This is a genomic window from Aquisphaera insulae, from assembly GCF_011064615.1.
Taxonomy (GTDB): domain Bacteria; phylum Planctomycetota; class Planctomycetia; order Isosphaerales; family Isosphaeraceae; genus Aquisphaera; species Aquisphaera insulae.
This window is the reverse complement of record NZ_JAALJH010000056.1, coordinates 1-21886: the sequence shown is the minus strand read 5'-3', so window position 1 is coordinate 21886 and position 21886 is coordinate 1. Positions and strand designations below refer to the sequence as shown.

The following is a 21886-nucleotide window of genomic DNA, read 5'->3' as shown; positions in this document are numbered from 1 at the left end:
CACACCACCCGGAGTCCCCTCGATGACCCAGAACGTCAAGATCAGCGTAACCGAACGGAACGGCCGCCCGTGCGCCTCGAGCGGATCCCCCTGGGAGGCCACGATCGGCTACTCGCGGGCGGTCCGCGCGGGGGACCTGATCGCCGTGACCGGCACGGTGGGCCTGGAGGCCGACGGCCACTACGCCCCGAACATCAAGGGCCAGGCCAGGCGGGCGCTCGACATCGTCATCGCGGCGGTCGAGGCCCTCGGCGGCAAGACGACGGACATCATCCGGACCCGGATCTTCGTGACCGACATCAGCCAGTGGAAGGACGTCGGCGAGGTCCACGGCCAGTATTTCGGCCAGATCCGGCCGGCCCTGACCATGGTGGAGGTCTCGCGGCTCATCGACGACGCGGCGATGATCGAGATCGAGGCCGAGGCGATCGTCCGCCCGGAGCGGCTGGACCACATCTGAGTCGCCGACGAACGTCGATCGCGAATCCCCTCGGCTCGGGAGGGCCGGTGTGCCGCGCATGCGACCGCGATCCCGCCTGGTCCCCGGGGACGCTCGCGCCGCGGCACGACGATGGAGGCAGCGATGAACGACGAGATCGCATCACCCTTGGTAGATACTATGTTTGATGCTAAAGAATGATAACGTTTGATCTTCGAAGATTTGTCTATAGCTGCTTGACAACGACTCGTCGCGGCAAGATACTCGTCGTCGCAACGTCCCGTGGCACGCCCCCAGAGGGATGCCATCCATGCCGGCTCACTGATGGCGTACCGCACCGCCCCGGGCGGCGTCGACGTGCCGGCACCATGCAAAGCAGCCTGATGCCTCCTTACCGAGCCGCGTTCCATCCGTGAAGGCACCCCGGCCCAGCGGCGGGTGCATCCTCACCTCCACGATGCGTGGGCCGGGTCGAAGGAAGGCCTCGGCCCTGCACGCAAGAGTGCAATGATGCTCATGTTGTCCAGCGAACATACCGCGTCGCGACGAGGCGGGAAGTCGCGATCGACTCGCAGGAGGGTCCGTCGGCGGGACGACGGGACGCGGCGGGTCCCCGACGCGTCGTCGGGATTCGACGAGAGCCGAGCCGCTCCCATCCGCGACACGCAAGATCACGCTTAGCCTCAAGGCACGACATCTAGCACGTAGCCCGCCGACGATCGGCGGACTATTCCGATCCTCGGCCGGGCCCCCGGCCCGCCGGCAAGCCACGCCGGGACGACATCTCGAATGCATTTACTCATAATAGTACGAGTAGGTACGAACTCGCTTTTATCTAGAAGTTTTCTCTTTTTTGGTTGACATGGGTCGGGGAGGGCCGCATAGTCTGGGGCCGTTCCGCGAAAGGGCCGCGAGGGAACGGCGGGCGTGACCTATGTTTCCGACAGGTATGCCGCGCCCGACCCATCGCCCGGTCCACGGCAAGTCCAGGGTGATGACAGCTTGCAGTCTCGCGTCGAGATCCACGTTTCGATCCCGGCGCAACCAGTCTCGAGGGCCGAGGACGGCTCCCCCCGGCGGGTTAATTTTCCCGATTCCACCGACACCACCGAGTGACCCTCGAGCGTGGATCGCTCCAGCTCGACGACGGGAGACGCATACGTGTTTGAATCCTTGAAGCCGAATTTCCGCTCCTACGGGCCGCAGAAAGCGCGTCGGCGTCGGACGCCCGCCCTCGAGTCGCTCGAGACGAGGAGCCTCCTCTCGGTGGCCCCGATCGACCTCCCGGCGACGCTATCCGGGGGAGCGGTGGCCGCGGGCTCGAATCTGTTCTTCGTCGCCGATGACGGCGTGCACGGCCAGGAGTTGTGGAAGAGCGACGGCACCACCGTCGGCACCGCCATGGTCGCGGACATCAACCCCGGACTCCGGGGGTCGATGCCGTCCAACATGCGCGCCGTCGGCAACACGTTGTATTTCTCCGCCTTCGACCCGTTGCACGGCTTCGAGCTGTGGAAGAGCGACGGCACCTCGGCGGGAACGACCCTGGTCAAGGATGTGGCGCCCGCGACCTCCGGATCCAACCCCCAGAACCTGGTCAACGTCAACGGAACGGTCTACTATTCCGCCTATACCCCGAGCGCCGGCACCGAGCTGTGGAAGAGCGACGGCACAGCCGCCGGCACCGTCATGGTCAAGGACATCAATCCCGGGAACCTCGGCAGCTCGTTCCCGACGAACTTGACCGCATTCGGGTCGCGGCTCATGTTCGTGGCGAATGGCGGATTGCAGGGGAATGAGTTGTGGATCTCCGACGGCACCGCCGCCGGTACGACCCAGGTGAAGGATATCCTCCCGGGGATCACCGGCTCCTTCCCCTCCGGGCTGACGAATGTCAACGGGACCGTCTTCTTCACGGCCAACAACGGGTCCAGCGGGGTCGAGCTGTGGAAGAGCGACGGCACCGCCACCGGCACCGTCATGGTCAAGGACCTCGTCGCGGGGGCGGGATCGTCATCGCCCAGTTGGCTGACCAACGTCAACGGCAATCTCTACTTCAGTGCGACGGACGGCACGAACGGGCGGGAGCTGTGGAAGAGTGACGGGACCGGGGCCGGCACCGTGATGGTCAAGGATATCAACCCCGGAGCGGGCGACTCCAAGCCGAACAACATCCTGGCCGTGGGAGGCACGGTCTATTTCGCGGCCGACAACGGGTCGCAAGGTACCGAGCTATGGAAGAGCGACGGCACCGCCGCCGGCACGACCCTGGTGAAGGACATCTTCAGCGGCCTCGGCGGGTCATGCCCGTCACAACTGAGCTACGTGAACGGAACGCTCTACTTCTCCGCTTCAACGCCGACCTATGGGGTCGAGATGTGGAAGAGCGACGGCACCTCCGCGGGCACCTCGCTCTTGCAGGACACCTACGCGGGGACGATGAGCTCGAATCCAAGCAATGTCGTCGTCAACTCCGGGTTGCTCTTCTTCATGGCGACCGACGCGACCCACTCCAAGCGACTCTGGATCATTCGATAGGCGAGAATCCCGGTTGGGATCGTATCATCGGGAGAAAAGGAGAGCATGGAGTTGCCCGTGCGGGCAACTCCATGCCGAGGGGTAACGCGTGATGAGACGTTTCGACCGGGAGGAGGTAATCCTGCCCTTTAAGAAGGCGGGGACTACCCAGCCCGGTCCCTCAACGGCCGAGAAGCCTCAGTTAATCGCGGAGACCCGACGACGACGCAGCCAGCGCAGGCCCATAAAAGCCACGGGAAGCCCCATCCCCAGCATGGCCACGCTGGCCGGCTCGGGGATGACCGCCGTGACGGTGGTGGAGTGAGTGAACTGGTCGACCGGGGGGCTCGAACCGCCGGTCGTATCGCCGGGCAGGGTGATGACGACGCGATTCGTCAGCGAGAAGACAGGCGTGGAGGGAACCGGAAGCGGAGGCTCAGTCGCGCTGCCGCCTGGTGGGGTCAACGTAGGTGCCGTGGTGAACAGCCCGCTCGTGTCATCCTGTGTGTTGCTCGTGGCGAAGTAACTCGTGCCGATCTGGCTGATCCCGCCTCCTGGGACGAAATTCGCCGTGGAGAAGCTGGTCAAGGTCCCCGGAGCCGAAGCCAGAGTAGTGTAGTCGTTCTGGCTCGCGTCGATGGTAATCGTCTGGTCTCCTCCGCCGGCAGTTGTGCGGAAGACCTGCCCCGTGAGCAAGAGGGTCGCATTCACGCCGCTCGCCGGCGAGTTGGAAATGGCCCCCAGGGCGTTGAAGTTGAAATCGAAGCCGAACGCGTCGAGGAGTGCATTCAGCGCGCCCGTGTCGGCCACGACATTATTGGCCGTCGTTCCCGCACCGAAGTTGCCGAAGTCCAGGCCCACCTGGATGCTGGGTAGCCCGCCCTGGGAGATCGTGATCGAGATGTTGCCGGCACGTGCCGGCTGTCCGGCGAGCGCGAGCCCTACCAGGCCGGCGGCCAGCCCGATGGCGAGGTAGCTACGGCGGCTCGTGAAATGGTGACTCATGTACATAAACTCCTATGTATGTCGGCTCACTTGGTGGGCAAGAAAAGTGGACTGATCACAGCGGAATATAATCCCGCTTGGCTTTACGACCTGCCCGGGTCACGGCCGCAGCCGGCCTGAATCGCCGGACGAACCGGATCCTCTCGAGTTGTCCCGGATCCTGGTGTCTTGAAACGACGGATTGCATCTCGTTGCTCTTCCTAAAATCCTGGCAACCTCACCCCGTCCTTGGGCAAAATGCTCGAGACAAGCCCACCGGCGCAGCAATGAATGCATTCAAACCAGGAGGTTACGGCATGTCCGCGGGCGAACACGATAGCTCGCGCTGGTCCGCGCAAAACGCAGATCTCTCCGTGTTGCTAAACTAGGAGAGCGTGAACGAGATCCAATGAGGCGATCGATTCATCCTTGCTTCGAAATCGCAACGCGCACGGTCTGGCGTGGAGGGCGGAAAAAATACGTCTGGATGGGTTCTGCACAACCACGCAGACATTCCTTCCAGCGATCATCATACTTGTGACGAGATGCCCGAGAAATCAAGCACGTCTCGAAAAAACAACTCCGAGATGTCTCGGACGTGAAGGGACGCTCACCAACGCGGATGACGGCACGCATCAAATCTGCCACCATGCACGCCTAAACTCTCAAACTCAGCCACGAAGTTTCCCCTCCACGTCGGTCGCGAATGGCCTGATCGGGCGAGGCTTCGATCGCAGGCCGCGGGCGGCTACCTGAGGGATGGGATTTCCTCGCGAATCTCCGAGGGGATGGGTAGGCCGGCGAGAAAATAGACGTACCCCGCAACGGCGCGGAGCTGATCCGGCTCCAGGACGGATCCCCACCCGGCCATTCGGGTCTCGGGGACCCCCTTGGTGATCACCTTCAGCACGTCCGCGGGCGCATCGCCGTGCTTCCATCTACCGTCGGCGAGGTTGCCGACCGGCGGCCCGGTCAGGTGTCCGGCGATGGGGCCGTCGCCGCGGCCGGTCGGCCCGTGACAGGTCAGGCAGCGCGCGACGTAGACATTCCGCCCTTCGAGCAGGAGCGGATCGGCGGCGACTTCCGGCGGCGGGAGCGGGGGGGGTGTTCGCAGCAGGTTGAAGGCCGCGAAGCCGGCAAGTCCGAGCAGGAGCATCCCGAGGAACACCCATCGTCCGGGGGCGAAATCGGGCCCGGAGGATGGCTCCGGGCGAGGCGGTTCGTCCTCGGTCGACAAGGTCGCGGATCCTGGGACTGCCGGGGTGGAAGATGGATCGAAGTTCGATCATACATGGCCGGAGCGGGCGGCGGCAAGTCCCCGACCGCGAGCTGGCGCTGTATGCTGAACGCGCCGGGGCCGTCGCGACCCCGATCGCCGCCCCATTCCGGAGACCCTCCCATGTTCCTCGCCCGCCACTCCTCGCGGGTCGCGATCCTCGGAGTCCTCGCGATCGCCATGCCCTCGGCGACGACGGAGGTCCGCGGCCAGGCCAGGCAGAACCCGGACCGGAGGCCCGCCGCCCGGGCCGAGGCCGGCACCTGGCCCTTCCTGCCCGATCGCGACAACTTCCGCCCCGATGCGGTCTTCGACCTCCGCTCCCTGAACGAGGGGACGGCCGGCCAGGGCGGCTTCCTCCGCCTCAGCGCCGACGGCGACTCGTTGGTCACCGGCGACGGCAAGCCCGTGCGGGTCTGGGCCGCGAACACCAATGTCCAGAACAACGCCACGCCCGAGGACCTGGCCCGACATGCCCGCTTCCTCGCCAAGCGCGGGGTGAACATGGTCCGGATCCACGGCGCCATCGAGCCCAAGGCCAAGGACAGCCGGATCACCGACGTCGACCCCAAGTTCCTGGAGGCCGCCTGGAAGCTCGTGGCCGCGATGAAGAAGGAGGGCATCTATGTCACGCTGAGCGCGTACTGGGCCTCCAGCGCCAAGGTCCCGGCCTCCTGGGGGATCGAGGGCTGGCCCGACGGCCGCGATGCCAACGGCCTGCTCTTCTTCAATCCGACGCTCCAGGAAGGCTACCGGGCCTGGCTCAAGGCGCTGCTCACGACCCCGAACCCGCACACGGGAATCCCCCTGGCCAGGGACCCGGGGCTGGGGATCATCCAGCTCCAGAACGAGGACAGCATGCTCTTCTGGACCATGCAGGCCCTGAAGGGCCGGCAGCTCGAAATCCTGGGCGAGCAGTTCGGCAAGTGGCTGTCCCGCAAGTACGGCTCGCTCGAGGCCGCCTCGCGGGCCTGGGGCAACGACGGCATGCCCGAGGACAACTTCGCGCGCGGCGTCGTGGGGATCCGCCTGATCTGGGAGTGGACCCAGCCGAGCCAGGGGGGCCGCAAGCGTCGCCTGGACGATCAGCTCCAGTTCTTCGCCGAGACGATGTACCGGTTCAACCAGGAGACCGCGAGATACCTCCGCGAGGACCTCGGCTGCAAGCAGCTCATCAACGCGTGCAACTGGAGGACCGCGGACGCCACGCTCCTCAACGATGCGGAACGATGGAGCTACACGGCCAACGAGGTGATCGCCGTCAACAGCTATTACAGCCCGGTGCACACCGGCAAGGACGTCGGCTGGAGGATCGACAAGGGGGACAGGTTCCTCGACGACTCGGTCCTCTTCAATCCGCTCGCCCTGCCCCTGGACCTGAAGCAGGTGGCCGGGCATCCCATGCTGATCACGGAGAGCCACTGGGTGCCGCCGCTCGGCTACCAGTCGGAGGGCCCTTTCCTGGTCGCCGCCTACCAGTCGCTCACGGGAACGGACGCCTACTACTGGTTCGCCGCCGGAGAGCCGGAATGGTCCACCGCGGATCGGGCCGAATGGGACTCGGCCTCGAGGAAGAAATGGGAGTTCGCCACCCCCATGGAACTCGGCCAGTTCCCGGCGGCGGCGCTCGCCTATCGGACGGGGATGCTCCGGCAGGGCGACCCGGTCGTCGTCGAGCACCGATCCCTCAGCCAGATCTGGCAGCGGGAGATCCCCGTGATCTCCGAGGAGGCGCGGTACGACCCCAACCGGGACGAGGGGGAGGCCGCCCGCAAGTCCGCCTTCCGCGGCACCGTCGATCCGTTCGCCTTCCTGACCGGACCGGTCCGCGTCGTCTACGACTCCAACGTGGCGAAGACCCAGGTGGCCAACCTCGGGCGGCTCATCGACCACAAGAAGAAGGTCGTCCGCGCCGTGACCGGTGAGATCACCTGGGACTACGGCCGGGGCATCTGCGCCATCAACGCGCCGAAGGCCCAGGGGGCCACGGGGTTCCTCAACCGCGTCTCGAACGTCCCCCTGAAGGACATCACGATCGAGTCCGGCAACGACTACGCCACGGTCATGGTCGTGTCGCTCGACGACCGGCCCCTGAAGGAGAGCCGGCGGATCCTCGTGCAGGTGGGCACGCAGGCCCGCCCCACCGGCTGGACCGAGCAGGCGGTGACCTTCAAGAGCGGCGACGGCAAGGAGACCTACCGCGGCAAGGAGATCCTCAGCACCGGCAAGATGCCCTGGGCCGTCAAGAATGCGAACATCACGCTCAAGGTCGCGAACGCCGGGCTGAAGTCGGCCACCAGGCTCGACGTCAACGGCAACCGCGGCAAGGCCGTGCCCGCTCAGGCGTCCGGCGAGACCTTCTCGCTGAAGCTGCCGAAGGACTCGCTCTATCTGGTCCTGGAGGGGAATTAGTCCCCCCCACTTCGACGCCCGTTCACGACGCCCGCCGGACCCAGGTCTCGGCGATGGACTTCAGGTCGGGCTCGGCCGCGTGGCCGTCGGTCCCGGCGAAGAAGTGACGCTCGAGCTGCGCGATGGAGCTGCTCAGGTCCTGCAACTGCGGCGCGGGGAGGCCGTTGCGATGCTCGATGTCGCGGAGCAGCCCGAGCACGCTGAACGGCGTGAGCTCGTCCGGGACCTGGAACCTCGTCGCGCGGGCCTTCCTCGGCCGGGCCCGGAGGTAGGCGATCAGCGATCCGATCGCGAGCGTCGCCAGGCCCAGCCCGCCGGCCAGCCACCAGGCCCACGCGCGGCTCGGCTCGCCGTATTTCGATTCGAGCACGACTTCCGGCCCGACCTTGGCGAGATCCGCGTCGACGTACCGCTGGTGGATCATCTCCGTGCCGTCCTCGCGCGCCGACGCGAAGCGGAACGTCTTGGCGGGCTGATCCGCGACCGGTGCGCCCCGGAAATGGACCAGCCAGGTCCGCTCCGAATCGACGACGTTCGCCTCGGCGTCGGGGTCGAACTTCGAGACCGACAGCCCCTGGTCGTCGACCTTCTCGAGCTCGAATCCTTCGGGCTTCAGGTCGACGATCTTCTCCAGGTCGGGGACCAATCCCCGCGCGGTGGCCTTCAGCTCCAGGATCAGCTTGCCGTCCTTCGCCTGCCGCTCGTCGAGGATCTGGGTGACGGATAGCTTCTCGTGGGGCCGGACCGGGCCGGCGCCGGTGCCGGCGTCCCCGCCGGCATCGACGGGGATCGCGGCCGACTCGACGGGGAGGATCACGTAGCCGGACGTGTCCATGAAGTCGAAGTCCAATCGCAAGGGTGCGATCCGGTCGACCTTCGGCCCGCGGGCCTTGAGGAGGAGATAGGCATAGGGGGTGATCCGCCATCCGTACTCATTGGTGGATCGCGAGTTCACCTTCTCGTCCTGGAAGGTCACGGAGACGACCTCGAACTGCTCCTGGAGCGCCTGCTTCGCCATCTCGGTGAACTTGTCCCGGTAGTTCTCCAGCGGCCGGCCGAAGTTGTAATAGTAATAGCCCGAATTGTTCTGGTTCTGGAGATAGCGGCCGAAGCCGCCGGACTCGCGCTCGATCTCGCGGGTGTGGCGGATGTTGACGAACAGGCCGAATGGCTTCTCGTGTCCGATCGCGTCGAGGCCGTCCACCTTCGCCTCGAGCTTGATCTCCGTGACCAGGTCCTTGTAGTAGTCGTAGACCTTGCGGGCGTCGTGCGCCTGGGGGTGGTCGCCGACGATATCGAACCCGCCTTTCAGGTAGCGGACCTTGACCGACGGCTTGACCACATTCAGGCGGGTGAAGAGCGCGTTGGCGAACTTGCCGAGGTGCCGCTCGCGGACCTCCGCCGGCAGGGCCTCCAGCGTCTGGCGGATCAGCGGGGGCTGGCGATCGTCGGGATTGGTCGAATCGGTGATGTGCTGGAGGTCGCAGGCGCCCAGGGACGCGGCGTACCACATCTCGTAGGGTTCCACCGTCTCCTCGGCCTGCGGGAGCGTCGGGGCGACGGCGTTGTAGAGCGTGGCCGCGCGGCGGAACTCGGCGAACGCCCTCTGGCGGCGGGGGACGAACTCGGACGACTTCTCGATCTCGGCCCGGTAGTTGTTCTCGTCATGGAGGATCGCCGCCTTCGCCAGCACGAGCGCCCAGTGATCGGGATACTTCTTCAGACCCTGGTCCACGACCGAGGTCGCGACCTCGTAGCCGCGGAGGATCTCGCCGCGGATGTCCTTCTCGCGCCGCTTGGTCTTCTGCTTCTCCTGCTCGTCGGGCCGCCGCCAGACGCCGATGAGGTTGCCGCGCATCTGCTGGATCAGCTCGGCCAGGGTGAGGGGCTTGAGCGAATCGAACGAGCCGAAGACGGTGTTGATGGCGTCCAGCCGGTAGACCTCCGCCGGGCTGTGGCAGGCGGTGAAGGCGCCGGTGAGGAGCTTCTCGTCGATCTCGCCGATCGGCAGGGCCTTCAGCTTCTTCACCCACGAGGACAGCTCCACGAGGTTCCGCTCCTGCTTGGAGCGGGTCAGCGGGATCCCCTCGGCGCGGGACTCGAAGCCGTAGATGTAGAAGAACCGGCTCCGACGCATCTGGTTGGAGTCGGAGTTCGGGTTGTGGTTCCTGGTCCAGGTCCTGAGGAACTCCTCGGCCAGCTCCTTCGCCTGCCGCGGGTGGGTGGCGGCCAGGGACTCGATGAACGGGAACGCCCTGTCCTCCTCGTTGACCTTGATGTAGAGCTGCGCCAGCGTGGTCGAGAACCGCGGCTTCAGGCCGTCGTCGACGGCCGCCAGCCAGGCCTCGCCCGGGCGCTGCTTGACCACGTCCCCGGTGAGCAGGGCCCGGGGCATGTTCCCCTGGCGGGCCATCATCTGCTCGGGCGTCATGTTGTAATTCGAGTAGTACATGTTGCCGAACGGATCGAACTGCATCTGCGGCCCAAGGCTGGTGGCGAAGTCGAATTTCTGGGAGAACTCGGCCTCCTTGAGCCACCCCTCGGCGAGCAGGCCGAGGGTGTCCTCCCAGGCCTTCGCCCGCCCCGGGGCCACCCTGAGGAGGGCCTCGACGGCCAGCTTTTGAAGCTCGATCGATTTGGTGCGGAACTCGGTGTCGAAGGCGTGGCTCTGCAGCCCCTGGGACGTGGCCGAGCCGATGGCGGCGAGGATCTCCATGCCGCGGTCGGGCCGCTCCGTGAAGCTCTTCTCGATCCAGTCGCGGCCGAGCCCCTCCTTGACCTTCGGGGCGAGCTCGACGGCCCGGCGGACGGCCTCGTCCTTCTGGTCGCGGTCCACCTTGCCGGTCGCGAGCGCCTCCTGGGTGACCTTCCAGGCCTGCTCGAGCTGGGCCGGCTTCTTGTCGCGGTCGTGGAGGGCCAGGTAGTGGCGGGCCAGGAGGTTGAGGGCCTCGCGGTCGTCGTCCTTGACGGCCTTCTCCGGCGGCGGGAGGAACGTGCCGGCCTCCACCGGGGCGTTGGCCGCGAAGAGGAGCTTGGCCGCCTGCCGCTCGTTGAGGGCCGCGGACGAGGTGGGCTTCTTCAGCTCCTCGCGGGCCCGGGCGATGAAGTCCTCCACGGCGTTTCCCTGGTCGAACGACTGGCGGAGGATCTGGCCGATCGGGTCGAGCGCCTCCTTCTCCAGGCCGCCGGGGGCGGCGGCGGCCAGGCCCAGGATGTCGCGGCTGGAGAAGACGTTCTTCTCCATGGCGATCTGCTGGGGCATCATCATGACCATCTGGCCGTTCATCATCGTCTGCTGCGGCTGCATCATCCCCGGGCCGCCGTTCTGGCCGTTGGCCAGCGACTGGAGCAACTGCGCGTACAGGGCCTTGCCGTCGTCCTTCGGCAGCAGGGCCAGGAAGGTCTTCACGGCCGGCCAGTCGCCGAGCGTGACATCGAGCTGCAGGCCGCGGAGGCCGCGGTCGAACGGGTCGCCCTTCGTCCCCGGGTCCGGAGCTCCGGTCGCACCGGCCGGCTGGGCCGCCGTCGCAGCCGAGACGGCACGCCGCCGGATCACCCGGACCGACGGGGGAACCGCGGCCGGCTGCGCGTTGTCCTCGGGCTTCTTGCCCTCGTCGAGCATCACCTCGCGCGGCGTGGCCCAGGCCTTGAGGATGGCGGAGGGCCGCCGGTCGAAGCTGGCCTGCTGGATCTTCTGCGTCCTCTGTTGCTTCCGCTGCTGCGCCTCGGAATCGAGCTGCGCCTTCTCCTGCGCGGTCATGGCGAAGACCGGCTCGGGGAGCTCATTCGGCCCCTTCGCCGCCGCGGTCGATGCCGGGCTCGCCTTCGAGTTCGTCGGATTGGAGGACACGGCGCCGGAGAGAGTCACGGTCCCCATCGGGGGCGACGGCACCGTCACGGGGGGGGCGGCGGGAGCGCCCTGAAAGGAGCGGACGCTGATGACGGTCGTCCCGCTCGTCTGTGCCGGGACCGGGCCGGGTTCGAGGGCCGCGAGGGATGCAACGAGCCCGAGGGCCAGCCGGGGGACGCGGAACGGATGCATGGGGTTGCGAGCCTCTCGAGGTGCGAAGACGTGGAATCCCTGGCGGCGGAGCACGTCCCGCCCCGGCTCGCGCCGTGGCGACCGAGGCGGGACGCCCTCCGTTCCTGATCGGACAAGTCGCTTCCCGTTCACGACCCGGAGCCGTCCGGCGGCGGTCCGGCCCCGGCGCTGCGGCCGTCCTTCTTCGAGTTCGGGCTCGGCTTATTCCCCTTGTTCTTGCCGGGGTTCTTGCAGGCCCCGTTGCACTTGCAGCCGCTGCACTGCTTGGGGAGGTCGCGGGCCTGGAGATCGCCGGGTTCCATCCGCGCCAGTCGGATGGCGCTTTCGAGATCCTCGCGATGCTTCTGGGCCGTCTTCTCATCGCCGCGGGCCTCCGCCTGCTCGGCGAGCAGCCGATAGGTCTGGCGGGCACCCTCGATCTCCGGCTCCCAGTCGGCCTCCGGCAGGCCCTCCAGGCGCATCAGCCAGGTCATGTAATACTGCGAGCTCGCGAACGACGACTGGACGTCCTCACGCAGCTTGGGGTCGGCCGACTGATCGGCCTCGATCTGGTCGACGAGCTCCTCGAGCGCCGCGTGGGCCTCGGGCAACTGGCGGTCGAGCATCTGGACCTTGGCCCGCTGGAGCTTGATCCGCCGCGCCTCGTCCACCTTGCCGGCCGGGAGCGCGGCGAGCGCCTTCTCGTAGGCCGCGGAGGCCTTCGACCACTGCTCCGCCGCCGCGAGCTGGTCGGCCGCCGCCAGGGCCAGCCCGGCGTCGTCCAGCTTCAACTTCTCCTGGCCCGGGCCGTAGTGGTAGGCCCCGGCCAGCACGGGAACCATCATCCAGGCGAGCACCTCAAAGGTCCGCATCGGCCATCCCCTCCGACGCCGCAGCGAGGAACCTCGGTCCGCCGCCGCCGCTCGTCCGATCCCCAGGAAATGCGCCGGCCCAGCGCCGGCGTGTCCCATCCGAATCTAACGATTTCGGCGCCGCCTAGGAACCAGAAAACGTCGATCCTGTAACAATTGTCAGAGCCGTACCCCGTGGGCCTTGCCCGGATCGCCCGTCCCACCCCCGATCATGGTATCCTGGAGGGGCATCCCGATCGATCGCCCGCCCGACGAAGGAGCACACCGCGATGAGGCCGACTCGAGCGTCCGTTCCTCTCATCACGCTGGTCGTGGCCCTGTCCCCCGGCGTCGGACCTTCGGCGATGGGCCAGGAACCGGCTCCGGCATCGAAGTCCATCGCCCCGGCCATTAAGCCCTATGTCGATCGGCATGTCCTGGCCGGCGCGGTGGCCCTGGTGGCGGACCGGCAGAAGGTCCTGAGCGTGGACGCGGTCGGTTTCGCGGACATCGCCGGCGGCAGGCCGATGAGGGCCGACGCGATCTTCTGGATCGCCTCCCAATCCAAGCCCATCACGGCGACGGCGCTGATGATGCTCGTGGACGAGGGGAAGGTGAAGCTGGACGACCCGGTCTCGAAGTATCTCGCCGAGTTCCAGCAGATCTGGGTCGCGACCGAGAAGGACAACTCGCATGTCCTGCTGAAGAAGCCGCGGCACCCGATCACGGTCCGCGAGATCCTCAGCCACACGAGCGGCCTGCCGTTCGCCTCGGCCGCGGAGCAGCCGACGCTCGACCTGCTGCCGCTGCGGGTCGGGGCGCTCACCTACGCGATGACGCCGCTCCAGTCCGAGCCGGGCACGCATTACTCGTACTCGAACGCCGGCATCAACACGGCCGGACGGATCATCGAGGTCGTCTCCGGCATGCCCTATGAGCTCTTCCTGGCGAAGCGCCTCTTCGAGCCCCTGGGCATGCACGACACGACCTTCTGGCCGTCCGGCCCGCAGCTCAACCGGCTGGCGAAGTCCTACAAGCCCGACGCCGCGAAGACCGGGTTGGAGGAGACGACCGTCACCCAGCTCCGCTATCCCCTCGACGACTCCAGGCGGCAGCCGATGCCCGCCGGCGGCCTCTTCTCGACGGCCCACGACCTGGCCCGCTTCTGCCGGATGATCCTGAGCGGCGGCGAGCTCGACGGCCGGCGGTATCTCTCGCGAGAGTCGGTCGCCGCCATGACCACCAAGCAGACGCCCGAGCCCCTCAAGGACGGCTACGGCCTGGGCTGGAGCACCGACGGCAAGACCTTCGGCCACGGCGGCGCCTACGCCACCAACATGACCATCGACTCCACCCGGGGCCTCATCACCATCTGGCTCGTCCAGCACGCCGGCTTCCCCGGCGACGGAGACAAGGCCCAGGACGCCTTCCGGAAGGCGGCGGAGGGGGAGTTCGGCGGAGGCCGTTAGCGCCGAGGCTCATCCGGCCTCCGGTCGGAGCCGGCTCCGCCATGGGGCAACCCTCAATCACCGGGCCGAACCCACGGCCATGGTCTTCCGTCGGCTCGCGAGCGGGGTCGACCCGGCGTGCACCCCCGGCCGCCATCGCGTCCCGAAGTACGCGAGGAACACCGGCAGGAACGCCAGGATCGTCGAGCCCAGGCCAATCGCCATCAGCGCATACTCACGCCGGGTCAACTGCTCGAAGGCCGTCTTGCGGGGGATGATCGTCAACCGCGACAGCAGCTCGGTGGGGAGGTGCTTGGAGTTGCCGTCGTGGTAGGTGCCGCTCAACCGGGCGGCGATCTGGCGGAGGGTGTTGGCATCCTGGCGGGACATCTTGCCGTCGATGAACGTCCCGGCGCGGGGGTCGCCCACGCCGACGACGAGGACGTCGGCGATCGACGCCGGGAGCTTCGGCATGCCCGTCGCGGGGACGGTGTCGCCGTCGGTCAGCATGAGCAGGAGCGTGCTCTTGGGCTGCCACGGCGCGGCGATCTTGGCCGCCTCGATCAGGCCGGAGAACAGGTCGGTCTTGCCGGCCGGGAAGGCGTAGTTGAGGGGAAGGTCGCCGAAGATGTTGCGGACGACCTCCATGTCCTTCGTGTCCACCACGACGGGCTTGGCCCCGTTGTAGCAGGCGACCACCGACATGAGGTACATCTCGATCGGGATCCGCTGGAAGAACGACTCCATCACGTCCGAGGCCCGCTTCGCCCGCGAGACGTCGGCATTCGGGCCGGCATCCTTCAGCCGCATGCTCGGCGAGACGTCCAGGACGATCAGGACATGGCGGCGCTGATTGTCCGGGATGGATTCCGCGACGTGGGCCTTCGGCGGCAGGGTGTAAAGCGTCGCGAGCCCCCAGCACACCGCCGCGGCCGAGAGCACGCGCAGGGCGGGCGCAAGCCGGGCCCACGGGGCGGGGCGCAGGTCCGGCCCGAAGGCGAGGCGTGCCAGCCGCCGGGTCCGCCGGGCGTGGAGGACCTCCGCCATGGCGACGACCAGGGCCGCGGCCGCGGTGGCGAGCTCGACCGGGCTGAACTCTACCATGGCGTGTACCTCAGCCCCAGCAGGGTCAGGCCGGTCGCCCCCAGCAGGGTCAGCCCCGCCATGCAGAACGGCCCGAAGTCGTCCAGCAGCTCCGGCGCGGTCTTCTCCATCCGGGTCGCCTTCATCGAGTCGATCCGCTCGAAGACGGCCCGGAGCGCCTGCGGGTCGTCGACCGGGAAGACCTCCCCGCCGGTCAGGCCAGTGATCGTGACGATCTCCGACGGCGGATCGCCGGAGGAGATGTGGATCGAATAGACCGTGATCCCGGCCTGCTTGAGGGTCTGCGCCACCGACTCGTCGTTGCCGCCGGAGAGGTCGAAGCTGTCGCCGTCGGAGACCAGGATGATCATCCGATCCCCCTCCTCGCGGCCGGCCAGGATCTCCTTGCAGGCCAGCAGCGCCTTGCCGATCATCGTCCCGCCCATCCAGGGGGGCGCGTTCTCCGGCTTCATGAAGGGCGGGGCGCAGCGGATCGCCGAGGCATCGCTCGTGAGCGGCACCCAGTGGAGCACGTTGTTGCCGAAGAAGGTCAGGCCGAAGGCGTCCCCCTGGCGGATCTTGAGGAACTCGTCGATCGCCTTCATCGAGGCGTCGTACCGCGTCCCTTCGCCCAGGGGGCTCGTCATGCTGCCGGAGACGTCCACGCAGAACTCGATGTTCGTGAGCACCCGCCGCGACCTCGGCGCGCTCAGGTGCTGCGGCCCCGCCAGGATCAGGATCGCCACCCCCAGCACCAGCGCCGGCAGCGACTCCGCGAGCTTGAGCACGACCGCCCAGGCCCGCCCCGACGCCTGGCCGCCGTGGTCGAACGGCATCGCGATCCGTCCCCCAGTCCGCCTCCAGGTCCATCCCAGCAGCAGGACCGGGATCGCGAGCAGGCCGAGGACCCACGGATAGGCGAAGCTCATCGGCGGGCCTCCGGGGTGGCGGGCGACGTCACGGCCGCGGCCTCGGGGAGCTCGGCCTCCTCGGCCGGCTCCTGGAGATCCTGGTAGGGACGCAGGAGCGCGGCCAGCTCCTCCGCGACGGCCCGCGAGCCGGGCCGGTGCAGCCATCCCTCCAGGCCGCGGAGCAGGGGGGCCGCATCGGGATCCCGACGGATCGCGGCGATCGTCTCCGCGGGGCTCGATCGCTCCAGCCCCAGACGCTTCCGCCAGTAGCCGATCAGGAGCCGCTCGAGCTCCGCATGCTGCCCCTCGCTGAGCGTACCGTCCAGGGCCGAGGCGACGAGCGGCCGGATCCGCTCCGCGACCGTGACCGGCCTCGCCGCGGCCGCCGCCTGGTCGCCGGCCTTGCGTCGCCCCAGCAGCAGGATCGCGGCCAGCCCCGCGCACCAGAGCGAGCCCACCAGCCCGATCAGCAGGCGATAGCCCCCCAGCCACGGCGACCGCTCGATCGTCAGCGCATGCGGCTCGACCTGGCCCGGCGCCAGGATGGGCTCGACGCGGACCGTCAGCGAAGGCAGCCCCGTCGTGGCGGTGCCATCCTTGCGGCGGAGGAAATTCGCGAGGTCGTAGGTCCCCGGCTCCAGGGCATAGTAGGAGAGGTCGTACCGGAACGCCGTGACGTGCGGATAGCTCGCGACGATCCGGAGCACGAAGGGGGCTCGCTTGTCCTCCTGAGGCTTCACCTCGAGCTCGCCGCCGGGGATCACCACCTGATCCAGCTTCGCCGGCATGCCCACGGTCGTGGTAGACAGGGGCGAACCGGCCGGCTTCTCCTCGTCGCCGAAGGCCGCGACCGCCGCGGCAGGCGCGACGATTGCGAGCAAGACCGCGCGCCATCGATGCGATACCATCATGCCTACCGCGCCCCCCGGCCCAGGAGATTTCGCATCTTGAAGAATTGCCGCACCCGCGAGCTGTATGGCTTGTCCGTGTCGATGACCAGGTGATCGATGCCGGTCTTCTTCAGCTCCTGGGCGAGCTTCTCCTGATCGAGCCATCGGGTCCGACTCCTCGCCAGGAACGCGGCGCCGGTCTCGGCTTCGCGGGCCCTCACGAAGCCCACGCCGTGGAGCCGCTCCTCGGCCGGGTCGCGAATCTGGAGGACCACGGCGTCGTGCTGGGCGGCCAGGCGCTTCAGGGCCGGCAGCGCCTTGTCATCGTGGAGGTCGCTCAGGACGATCACCATCACCCGTTGCGACAGGCTCGGGACCAGCTCCGCGAGCCGGCTCCCCAGCGACGTCGGCTCGTCGTGGCGATACGACCGCAGCCGGTAGAGCCACTGCATGACCTGGTCCTTGGACAGGCTCGGCCGCACGTGCAGGCTCTGTCCGCCGACGCCGAGCACCCCGACCGGGCTGATCCGCTCCAGGCACGCCAGCCCCAGCCCCCCCGCCAGGAAGACGGCCGTCTCGTACTTCGTCCGATGATGCGAGCTGATCGTCATCGAGGCCGAGGTATCGATCAGCAGATACACGGGCATCCGCTTGGGGGCCTCGTATTCCTTGACGTGGAACCGCCGCGTCCGCGCCGTGACCTTCCAGTCGATGAGCTTGATCGGATCGCCGAACTGATAGGGCCTCGACTGGATGTACTCCACGCCGGAGCCCAGGAACGGCGAGTGGTCCGTCCCGTAGCTCAGGCTGTCCGCCAGCCGCTTCACCGCCAGGTAAAACTGCCGCGAATCCAGGATGTCGTGCGATTCGATCCGGCCTTCCACGATCTCCTCCAACACGTCCGTTTTTCTTCCTCTCCGTCCCTTCTCCTCTCCTCTCCTCTCCTCTCCTCTCTCCACTCCTACGGTCTTCTCCGTGCCTCTGTGCCTCTGTGGTTAGTCCCGTTTTCCATTCATTGCGATCCCATTTCGGGCCTGTGTCGCACCGTAGGGCCCGAGGATCTCCTGGAGCACGTCCAGCCCGGTCCGCCCCTCCGCCAGGGCCTCGTAGCTGAGCCGGATGCGGTGGAGGATCACGTCCTCGGCCAGGGCGAAGAGGTCCTCCGGGATGACGTAGTTCCGGCCGTGGATGAGCGCCCGCGCCCGCGATCCCTTCACCAGCGCGATGCCCGCGCGGGGGCTCGCCCCCAGCTCGAGCGCCGGGTGGGTCCGCGTCCGCTTGACGACCTCGACGACGTGATCGGTGAAGGCGTCGCTGACGTAGACCTCGTGGACCGCCTCCATGGCGCGGACCAGTTGCTCCGTGGTGGCAACCGGGCCGCCTTCCAGGACGTCGAACTCGGTCTTCGCCACCGCGCCGCGGTCCTCGCGGCGGACTCCCAGGGCGGCGTTCCGCCTGAGGACCTCCTTCTCCTCCTCGGCGGTCGGGTAGACGAGCCGGTGGCAGAGCATGAAACGATCGAGCTGCGCCTCGGGCAGCTCGAAGGTGCCGCTCTGCTCGATCGGGTTCTGGGTGGCGATCACCAGGAACGGGGCGGGGAGCTTGAACGTCTCGTTGCCGATCGTGACCCGCCGCTCCTGCATGGCCTCGAGGAGGGCGCTCTGGACCTTGGGCGCGGCGCGGTTGATCTCGTCGGCGAGCAGCAGGTTGGTGAAGACCGGCCCCTTGTGGATCCGGAACTCGCTGGTCCGCTGGTCGAGGATCTCCGAGCCGAGGATGTCGGAGGGGAGCAGGTCGACGGTGAACTGGATCCGGGCGAAATGGAGGTCGATCGTGCGGGAGAGCGTGGACACCAGCAGCGTCTTGGCCAGGCCGGGCACGCCCTGCAAGAGGAGGTGCCCGCCGGTGAACAGGGCGATGAGCAATCGCTCGACGACGACGTCCTGGCCGACGACCACCGTCCCGACCCGCTCCCGGACGGCGCGGATGAACTCCATGGTCTCCGGCGAGATCGTCGCCGAGCCTGGCGGCGTGTCGGCCGCTCCCTGGGGGCTTGCCATTCTGTGAGTCCTCGAGACGGGGGCGGAAAGACCCTACCGGGTTTACAGTGAGACCTATCGAGCCATTCGCCGCAGCCTCAGAAGTCGTTGGCCTGGATCACTTCCCCGCCCGCGCGAGTGATGAGCGACTTGAAGACCTGGACCGCGACCGAATTCTTGATGAACCGGACCGAGCCATCGGCGAACCCGGCATTGAAGCCGCCGGGGTGCGGCGAGCCGGCGCCGTAGAGCGACGGGTCGGCGGCCGGGTCGAAGGGAAGATCCTCGGGCTTGGTCCAGGGGACGGCCTCGGCGGCCTCGACGATCGCGATCGTGTTCGATGTACCGTCGGTAATTCCGGCGAGGGTGATGTCCTGGTTGGTCTCGAAGATGGCCCCCTGGCCATTGAGGCCGCGATAGGTCGTCTTGGTGGGATCGGCCTTCACGAGGTCCGGGCAGAGGAAGGTCTTCGGCATCCGCTGGAGGAGTGGCTTGTTGTTCGGGCTATCCCAGGGTTCGTCGAGTTTGAACTCGTTGTAGAGCGCCTGGTCCTCGATGTAGGGGAGGATCGCCACTCGCCAGCTCAGCAGCGGCTTGCCGTCCTTGTCGGTGATGTCGCGGGGGAACTTGTCGTTGGCCGACAGGTAGTTGTGCATCGCCAGCATGATCTGCTTCTCGTTGTTGACGCACTGGGCGCGGCGGGCCGCCTCGCGGGCCGACTGCACCGCCGGCAGCAAGAGACCGGCCAGCACCCCGGCGGTGGCCGGCGAGGTGATGCTGGGAAGTGGCTCGCGCTGGAGGATCCGGAAGCCCTGGGCATCCGAGATGATGGACGTCGTCGCGGGGAAGAGGAGCGCCCGCAGCTCATCCGCCTTCGGCAGCTTGTCGGGGTCGACGTGGATCTCCGCGAGCGGATTGCCCGGCCCTTGCGGGATCTGGGCCTTCAACCGGTCGAGGATCCCCGGCAGGTTCGGGATGACCTCCGGCAGGGTCTTCCGCGGGTCGGTCACGCCGAGCATGAAGAACTCGCCGGGCAGCCGCTTCGCCGCCGCGTCGAAGGCGGCGTCCGGCGCCCAGCGGGCGGCACCGGCCTCGGACAGTGCCAGGGCCTTCTCGGCCCCCTCGGCCGTGCCGGCGATCACGAGCTGGTCCTTGCTCAGGCCGATGGTCGGGCTCATCGACGCGAGCTGCGGCGGGATGCTCCCCGGGGGGAGTTCGAGCGTGTAGACCGCGGCCTTGCCCTCCTTCTTCCGGAACTGGGGTGCGTTTCCGCCCGGCCGGCTCATCGCCTGGTTCGCCACATTGACCAGGGTTTCCAGATGCCCGGCGACGGCGGCCTGATCGCGGACCTGAAGCGAGATCGTCATCCCACCATAGGCGGCAACGACCGCCGTCTGAACGTCGAGGTTCTCCATCGCCTGCGGCGGCAATGTGGAGTAGATGGCAAGGCCGGGCCCGAGGTTTTTCAGCAGGTCGTTCTTGAGGTCGAATCCGAGCTGGCCGCGGATGGCGTTCTCCATCGCGTCGAAGCCCTCTGCATTGGCCGGGCTGACCTCCTTGCTGAGCGACAGGAACTGCTCGTAGGTCTTCAGCAGGTCCACGGAGAAGGCCGCGAAGGCCGACTGTCCCGCCGGGATCGGCGGCAACGACTTGAGGCTGATCCCGGGCTGTTCGAGCATCGCCAGCACCCCGCGCCGAGGCGCGGGGGCGACCAGCCGGACCGACGTGACCAGGGCCTCGTCCTGGAAGCCCCACTGGGCCTCGATCCGCTGGAGGCCGTCGAGCCCCATCTTCACCGCATCCGGGGGCAGGGGGGGCAGGGCCGTCACGTCGAGGAACCCGTAGGCCGCCGGCACGACCCCATTCTCCCCCTTCGCGACCGAAGCCAGCAACGGGACGCCGGTCGCGGCCGTGGCCTTGCCGTCCAGGACGTCCGTGATCGCGTCGAAGCCGACCTTGTCGGTGAAGATCAGGTCGTCCTTCTCCGCCCACCAGACGAGCCCCCGGCTGGAGTGGACCGTGCGGCCCTTCTCCGTGGTCGTGGTCGGGGCCGCCGCCGGCTGGCCCTCACCCTCATCGGGCTTCGTCGCCGACTCGACCAGCCCGGTGAAGTCGGGCCGGTTGGCTTTCCTCGCGATCAGGGCCACTCGCGTCTTCTGCGGCGCCTCGCCGAAGATCCCGACCGCGAACCCGTCGCGGGCGGACTGCTTCAGGAGCTTGAGGTAGGTTTCCGCCGGGACCTTCTTCTCCTCGGGCGTCTGCCGCTGGGCGAGCGTGACGACCTGCCCCGCGACGTCCTCCAGCAGCGCCCCGAGCTTCGTCTCGTTCAGCAGCTTCTGGGCCGCGGTCTTGTTCCAGGCCTCGGCCCGGGCGTCGAGCCCGTCGAACGCGAGGTAGGCGATCAGGTCCTTCTGCGGGAAGTAGCGAGCCGCGGCCGATCCCGCCGCATCCTGCGCCGGGGCCGGCCCCGTCCATCCCATCAGTGCGCCCAGCGCCAGGGCGAGCAGCACCATCCGCCGCGAAGTGCGGATCGCCGACCAGCCGATCTCGATGTTTCCGTTCGCGACTCGCGTCATCGACGTGCCTTTCGTCCGGGACCATGGGAGAGGGACCGCCCGGCCGGGATCGCCGAGCCATGACGTTCGTAATAGCATAAGGACTCCCTCTCGGGCATACTACGTAAAAAATCAGCGAGGCGACGCCGACGAGCGACCGTCCCCGATCAGGGCGCCGGACCTTGACATCCCAGGCGGTGACCCGGGTGGCGACGATCCAACCTCGTGGGTCCGCGTGACATCCGGCCGACCTGCCCCTCATCAGGCGTCCTTCCCGAGCCGCCCCCGCGCCTCGGCGTCGGCCGGGCATTCATCCAGGATGTCCCGCCAGAGCGCCCTGGCCTGGACGTGATCCCCTCGCTCCTCGGCGAGCCGCGCGAGGTTGCGCCGGGTGAGGTGGCCGTAGATCCCCTGATCGACGCTGGCGAACTCCTCCGGACGCCGCAGCCCCAGGATCCTT

At 67.8% G+C, this 21886-nt stretch carries 15 protein-coding genes; 4 read left to right on the top strand and 11 right to left on the bottom strand.

Annotated features, from left to right (window positions below):
- Nucleotides 1-22: 22 nt before the first annotated feature.
- Both G6O54_RS24720 and G6O54_RS24715 read left to right on the top strand, forming a co-directional pair.
- Nucleotides 23-460: a RidA family protein gene (locus tag G6O54_RS24720; protein WP_165229128.1), complete on the top strand. Its 438-nt coding sequence runs from the start codon at nucleotides 23-25 to the stop codon at nucleotides 458-460.
- Between the two features lie 1140 nt (nucleotides 461-1600).
- Entirely contained in the window at nucleotides 1601-2977 is a 1377-nt protein-coding gene (locus G6O54_RS24715; protein ID WP_165229126.1) for an ELWxxDGT repeat protein, read from the top strand.
- A 177-nt stretch (nucleotides 2978-3154) separates the two neighbouring features.
- Here the strand turns inward: G6O54_RS24715 and G6O54_RS24710 are convergent, their stop codons facing one another.
- The gene (locus G6O54_RS24710; RefSeq protein WP_165229124.1) at nucleotides 3155-3961 is read right to left on the bottom strand and encodes a PEP-CTERM sorting domain-containing protein; all 807 of its coding nucleotides are present in this window, start codon (nucleotides 3959-3961) and stop codon (nucleotides 3155-3157) included.
- A 727-nt stretch (nucleotides 3962-4688) separates the two neighbouring features.
- Complete coding sequence (locus tag G6O54_RS24705) at nucleotides 4689-5177, bottom strand: c-type cytochrome (protein ID WP_250847062.1); 489 nt, start codon at nucleotides 5175-5177, stop codon at nucleotides 4689-4691.
- A 162-nt stretch (nucleotides 5178-5339) separates the two neighbouring features.
- On the opposite strand from G6O54_RS24705, the gene G6O54_RS24700 reads away from it, so the two are divergent.
- Entirely contained in the window at nucleotides 5340-7628 is a 2289-nt protein-coding gene (locus G6O54_RS24700) for a hypothetical protein (RefSeq protein WP_165229122.1), read from the top strand.
- A 22-nt stretch (nucleotides 7629-7650) separates the two neighbouring features.
- Here G6O54_RS24700 and G6O54_RS24695 read toward each other — a convergent pair whose 3' ends face one another.
- Together G6O54_RS24695 and G6O54_RS24690 are read right to left on the bottom strand one after the other, a co-directional pair.
- A complete protein-coding gene (locus G6O54_RS24695; protein ID WP_165229120.1) occupies nucleotides 7651-11670 on the bottom strand; it encodes a hypothetical protein in 4020 nt (1339 codons plus the stop codon).
- Between the two features lie 128 nt (nucleotides 11671-11798).
- Nucleotides 11799-12521, bottom strand: a complete 723-nt coding sequence (locus G6O54_RS24690; RefSeq protein WP_165229118.1) for a hypothetical protein — start codon at nucleotides 12519-12521, stop codon at nucleotides 11799-11801.
- A gap of 269 nt (nucleotides 12522-12790) precedes the next feature.
- On the opposite strand from G6O54_RS24690, the gene G6O54_RS24685 reads away from it, so the two are divergent.
- A complete protein-coding gene (locus G6O54_RS24685; protein WP_165229116.1) occupies nucleotides 12791-13969 on the top strand; it encodes a serine hydrolase domain-containing protein in 1179 nt (392 codons plus the stop codon).
- A gap of 57 nt (nucleotides 13970-14026) precedes the next feature.
- On the opposite strand, the gene G6O54_RS24680 is transcribed toward G6O54_RS24685, so the two are convergent.
- From G6O54_RS24680 to G6O54_RS24645, 7 genes are all read right to left on the bottom strand, one after another.
- Nucleotides 14027-15052: a vWA domain-containing protein gene (locus G6O54_RS24680; protein WP_205679029.1), complete on the bottom strand. Its 1026-nt coding sequence runs from the start codon at nucleotides 15050-15052 to the stop codon at nucleotides 14027-14029.
- The gene (locus G6O54_RS24675) at nucleotides 15046-15960 is read right to left on the bottom strand and encodes a vWA domain-containing protein (RefSeq protein WP_165229114.1); all 915 of its coding nucleotides are present in this window, start codon (nucleotides 15958-15960) and stop codon (nucleotides 15046-15048) included. The genes G6O54_RS24680 and G6O54_RS24675 overlap by 7 nt, the downstream gene beginning before the upstream one ends.
- Nucleotides 15957-16853 (bottom strand): hypothetical protein, encoded by an 897-nt coding sequence (locus tag G6O54_RS38050; protein WP_165229112.1) that lies wholly within the window; start codon nucleotides 16851-16853, stop codon nucleotides 15957-15959. Before G6O54_RS38050 ends, G6O54_RS24675 begins: the two co-directional genes overlap by 4 nt.
- A 2-nt stretch (nucleotides 16854-16855) precedes the next feature.
- Entirely contained in the window at nucleotides 16856-17731 is an 876-nt protein-coding gene (locus G6O54_RS24665) for a DUF58 domain-containing protein (protein WP_250847061.1), read from the bottom strand.
- A gap of 96 nt (nucleotides 17732-17827) precedes the next feature.
- Complete coding sequence (locus tag G6O54_RS24660; protein WP_165229110.1) at nucleotides 17828-18892, bottom strand: AAA family ATPase; 1065 nt, start codon at nucleotides 18890-18892, stop codon at nucleotides 17828-17830.
- 77 nt (nucleotides 18893-18969) lie between these two features.
- Complete coding sequence (locus G6O54_RS37425) at nucleotides 18970-21447, bottom strand: DUF1559 domain-containing protein (RefSeq protein WP_205679027.1); 2478 nt, start codon at nucleotides 21445-21447, stop codon at nucleotides 18970-18972.
- A gap of 240 nt (nucleotides 21448-21687) precedes the next feature.
- On the bottom strand, nucleotides 21688-21886 hold a 199-nt coding region (locus tag G6O54_RS24645; RefSeq protein WP_165229108.1), incomplete at its 5' end, for a tetratricopeptide repeat protein.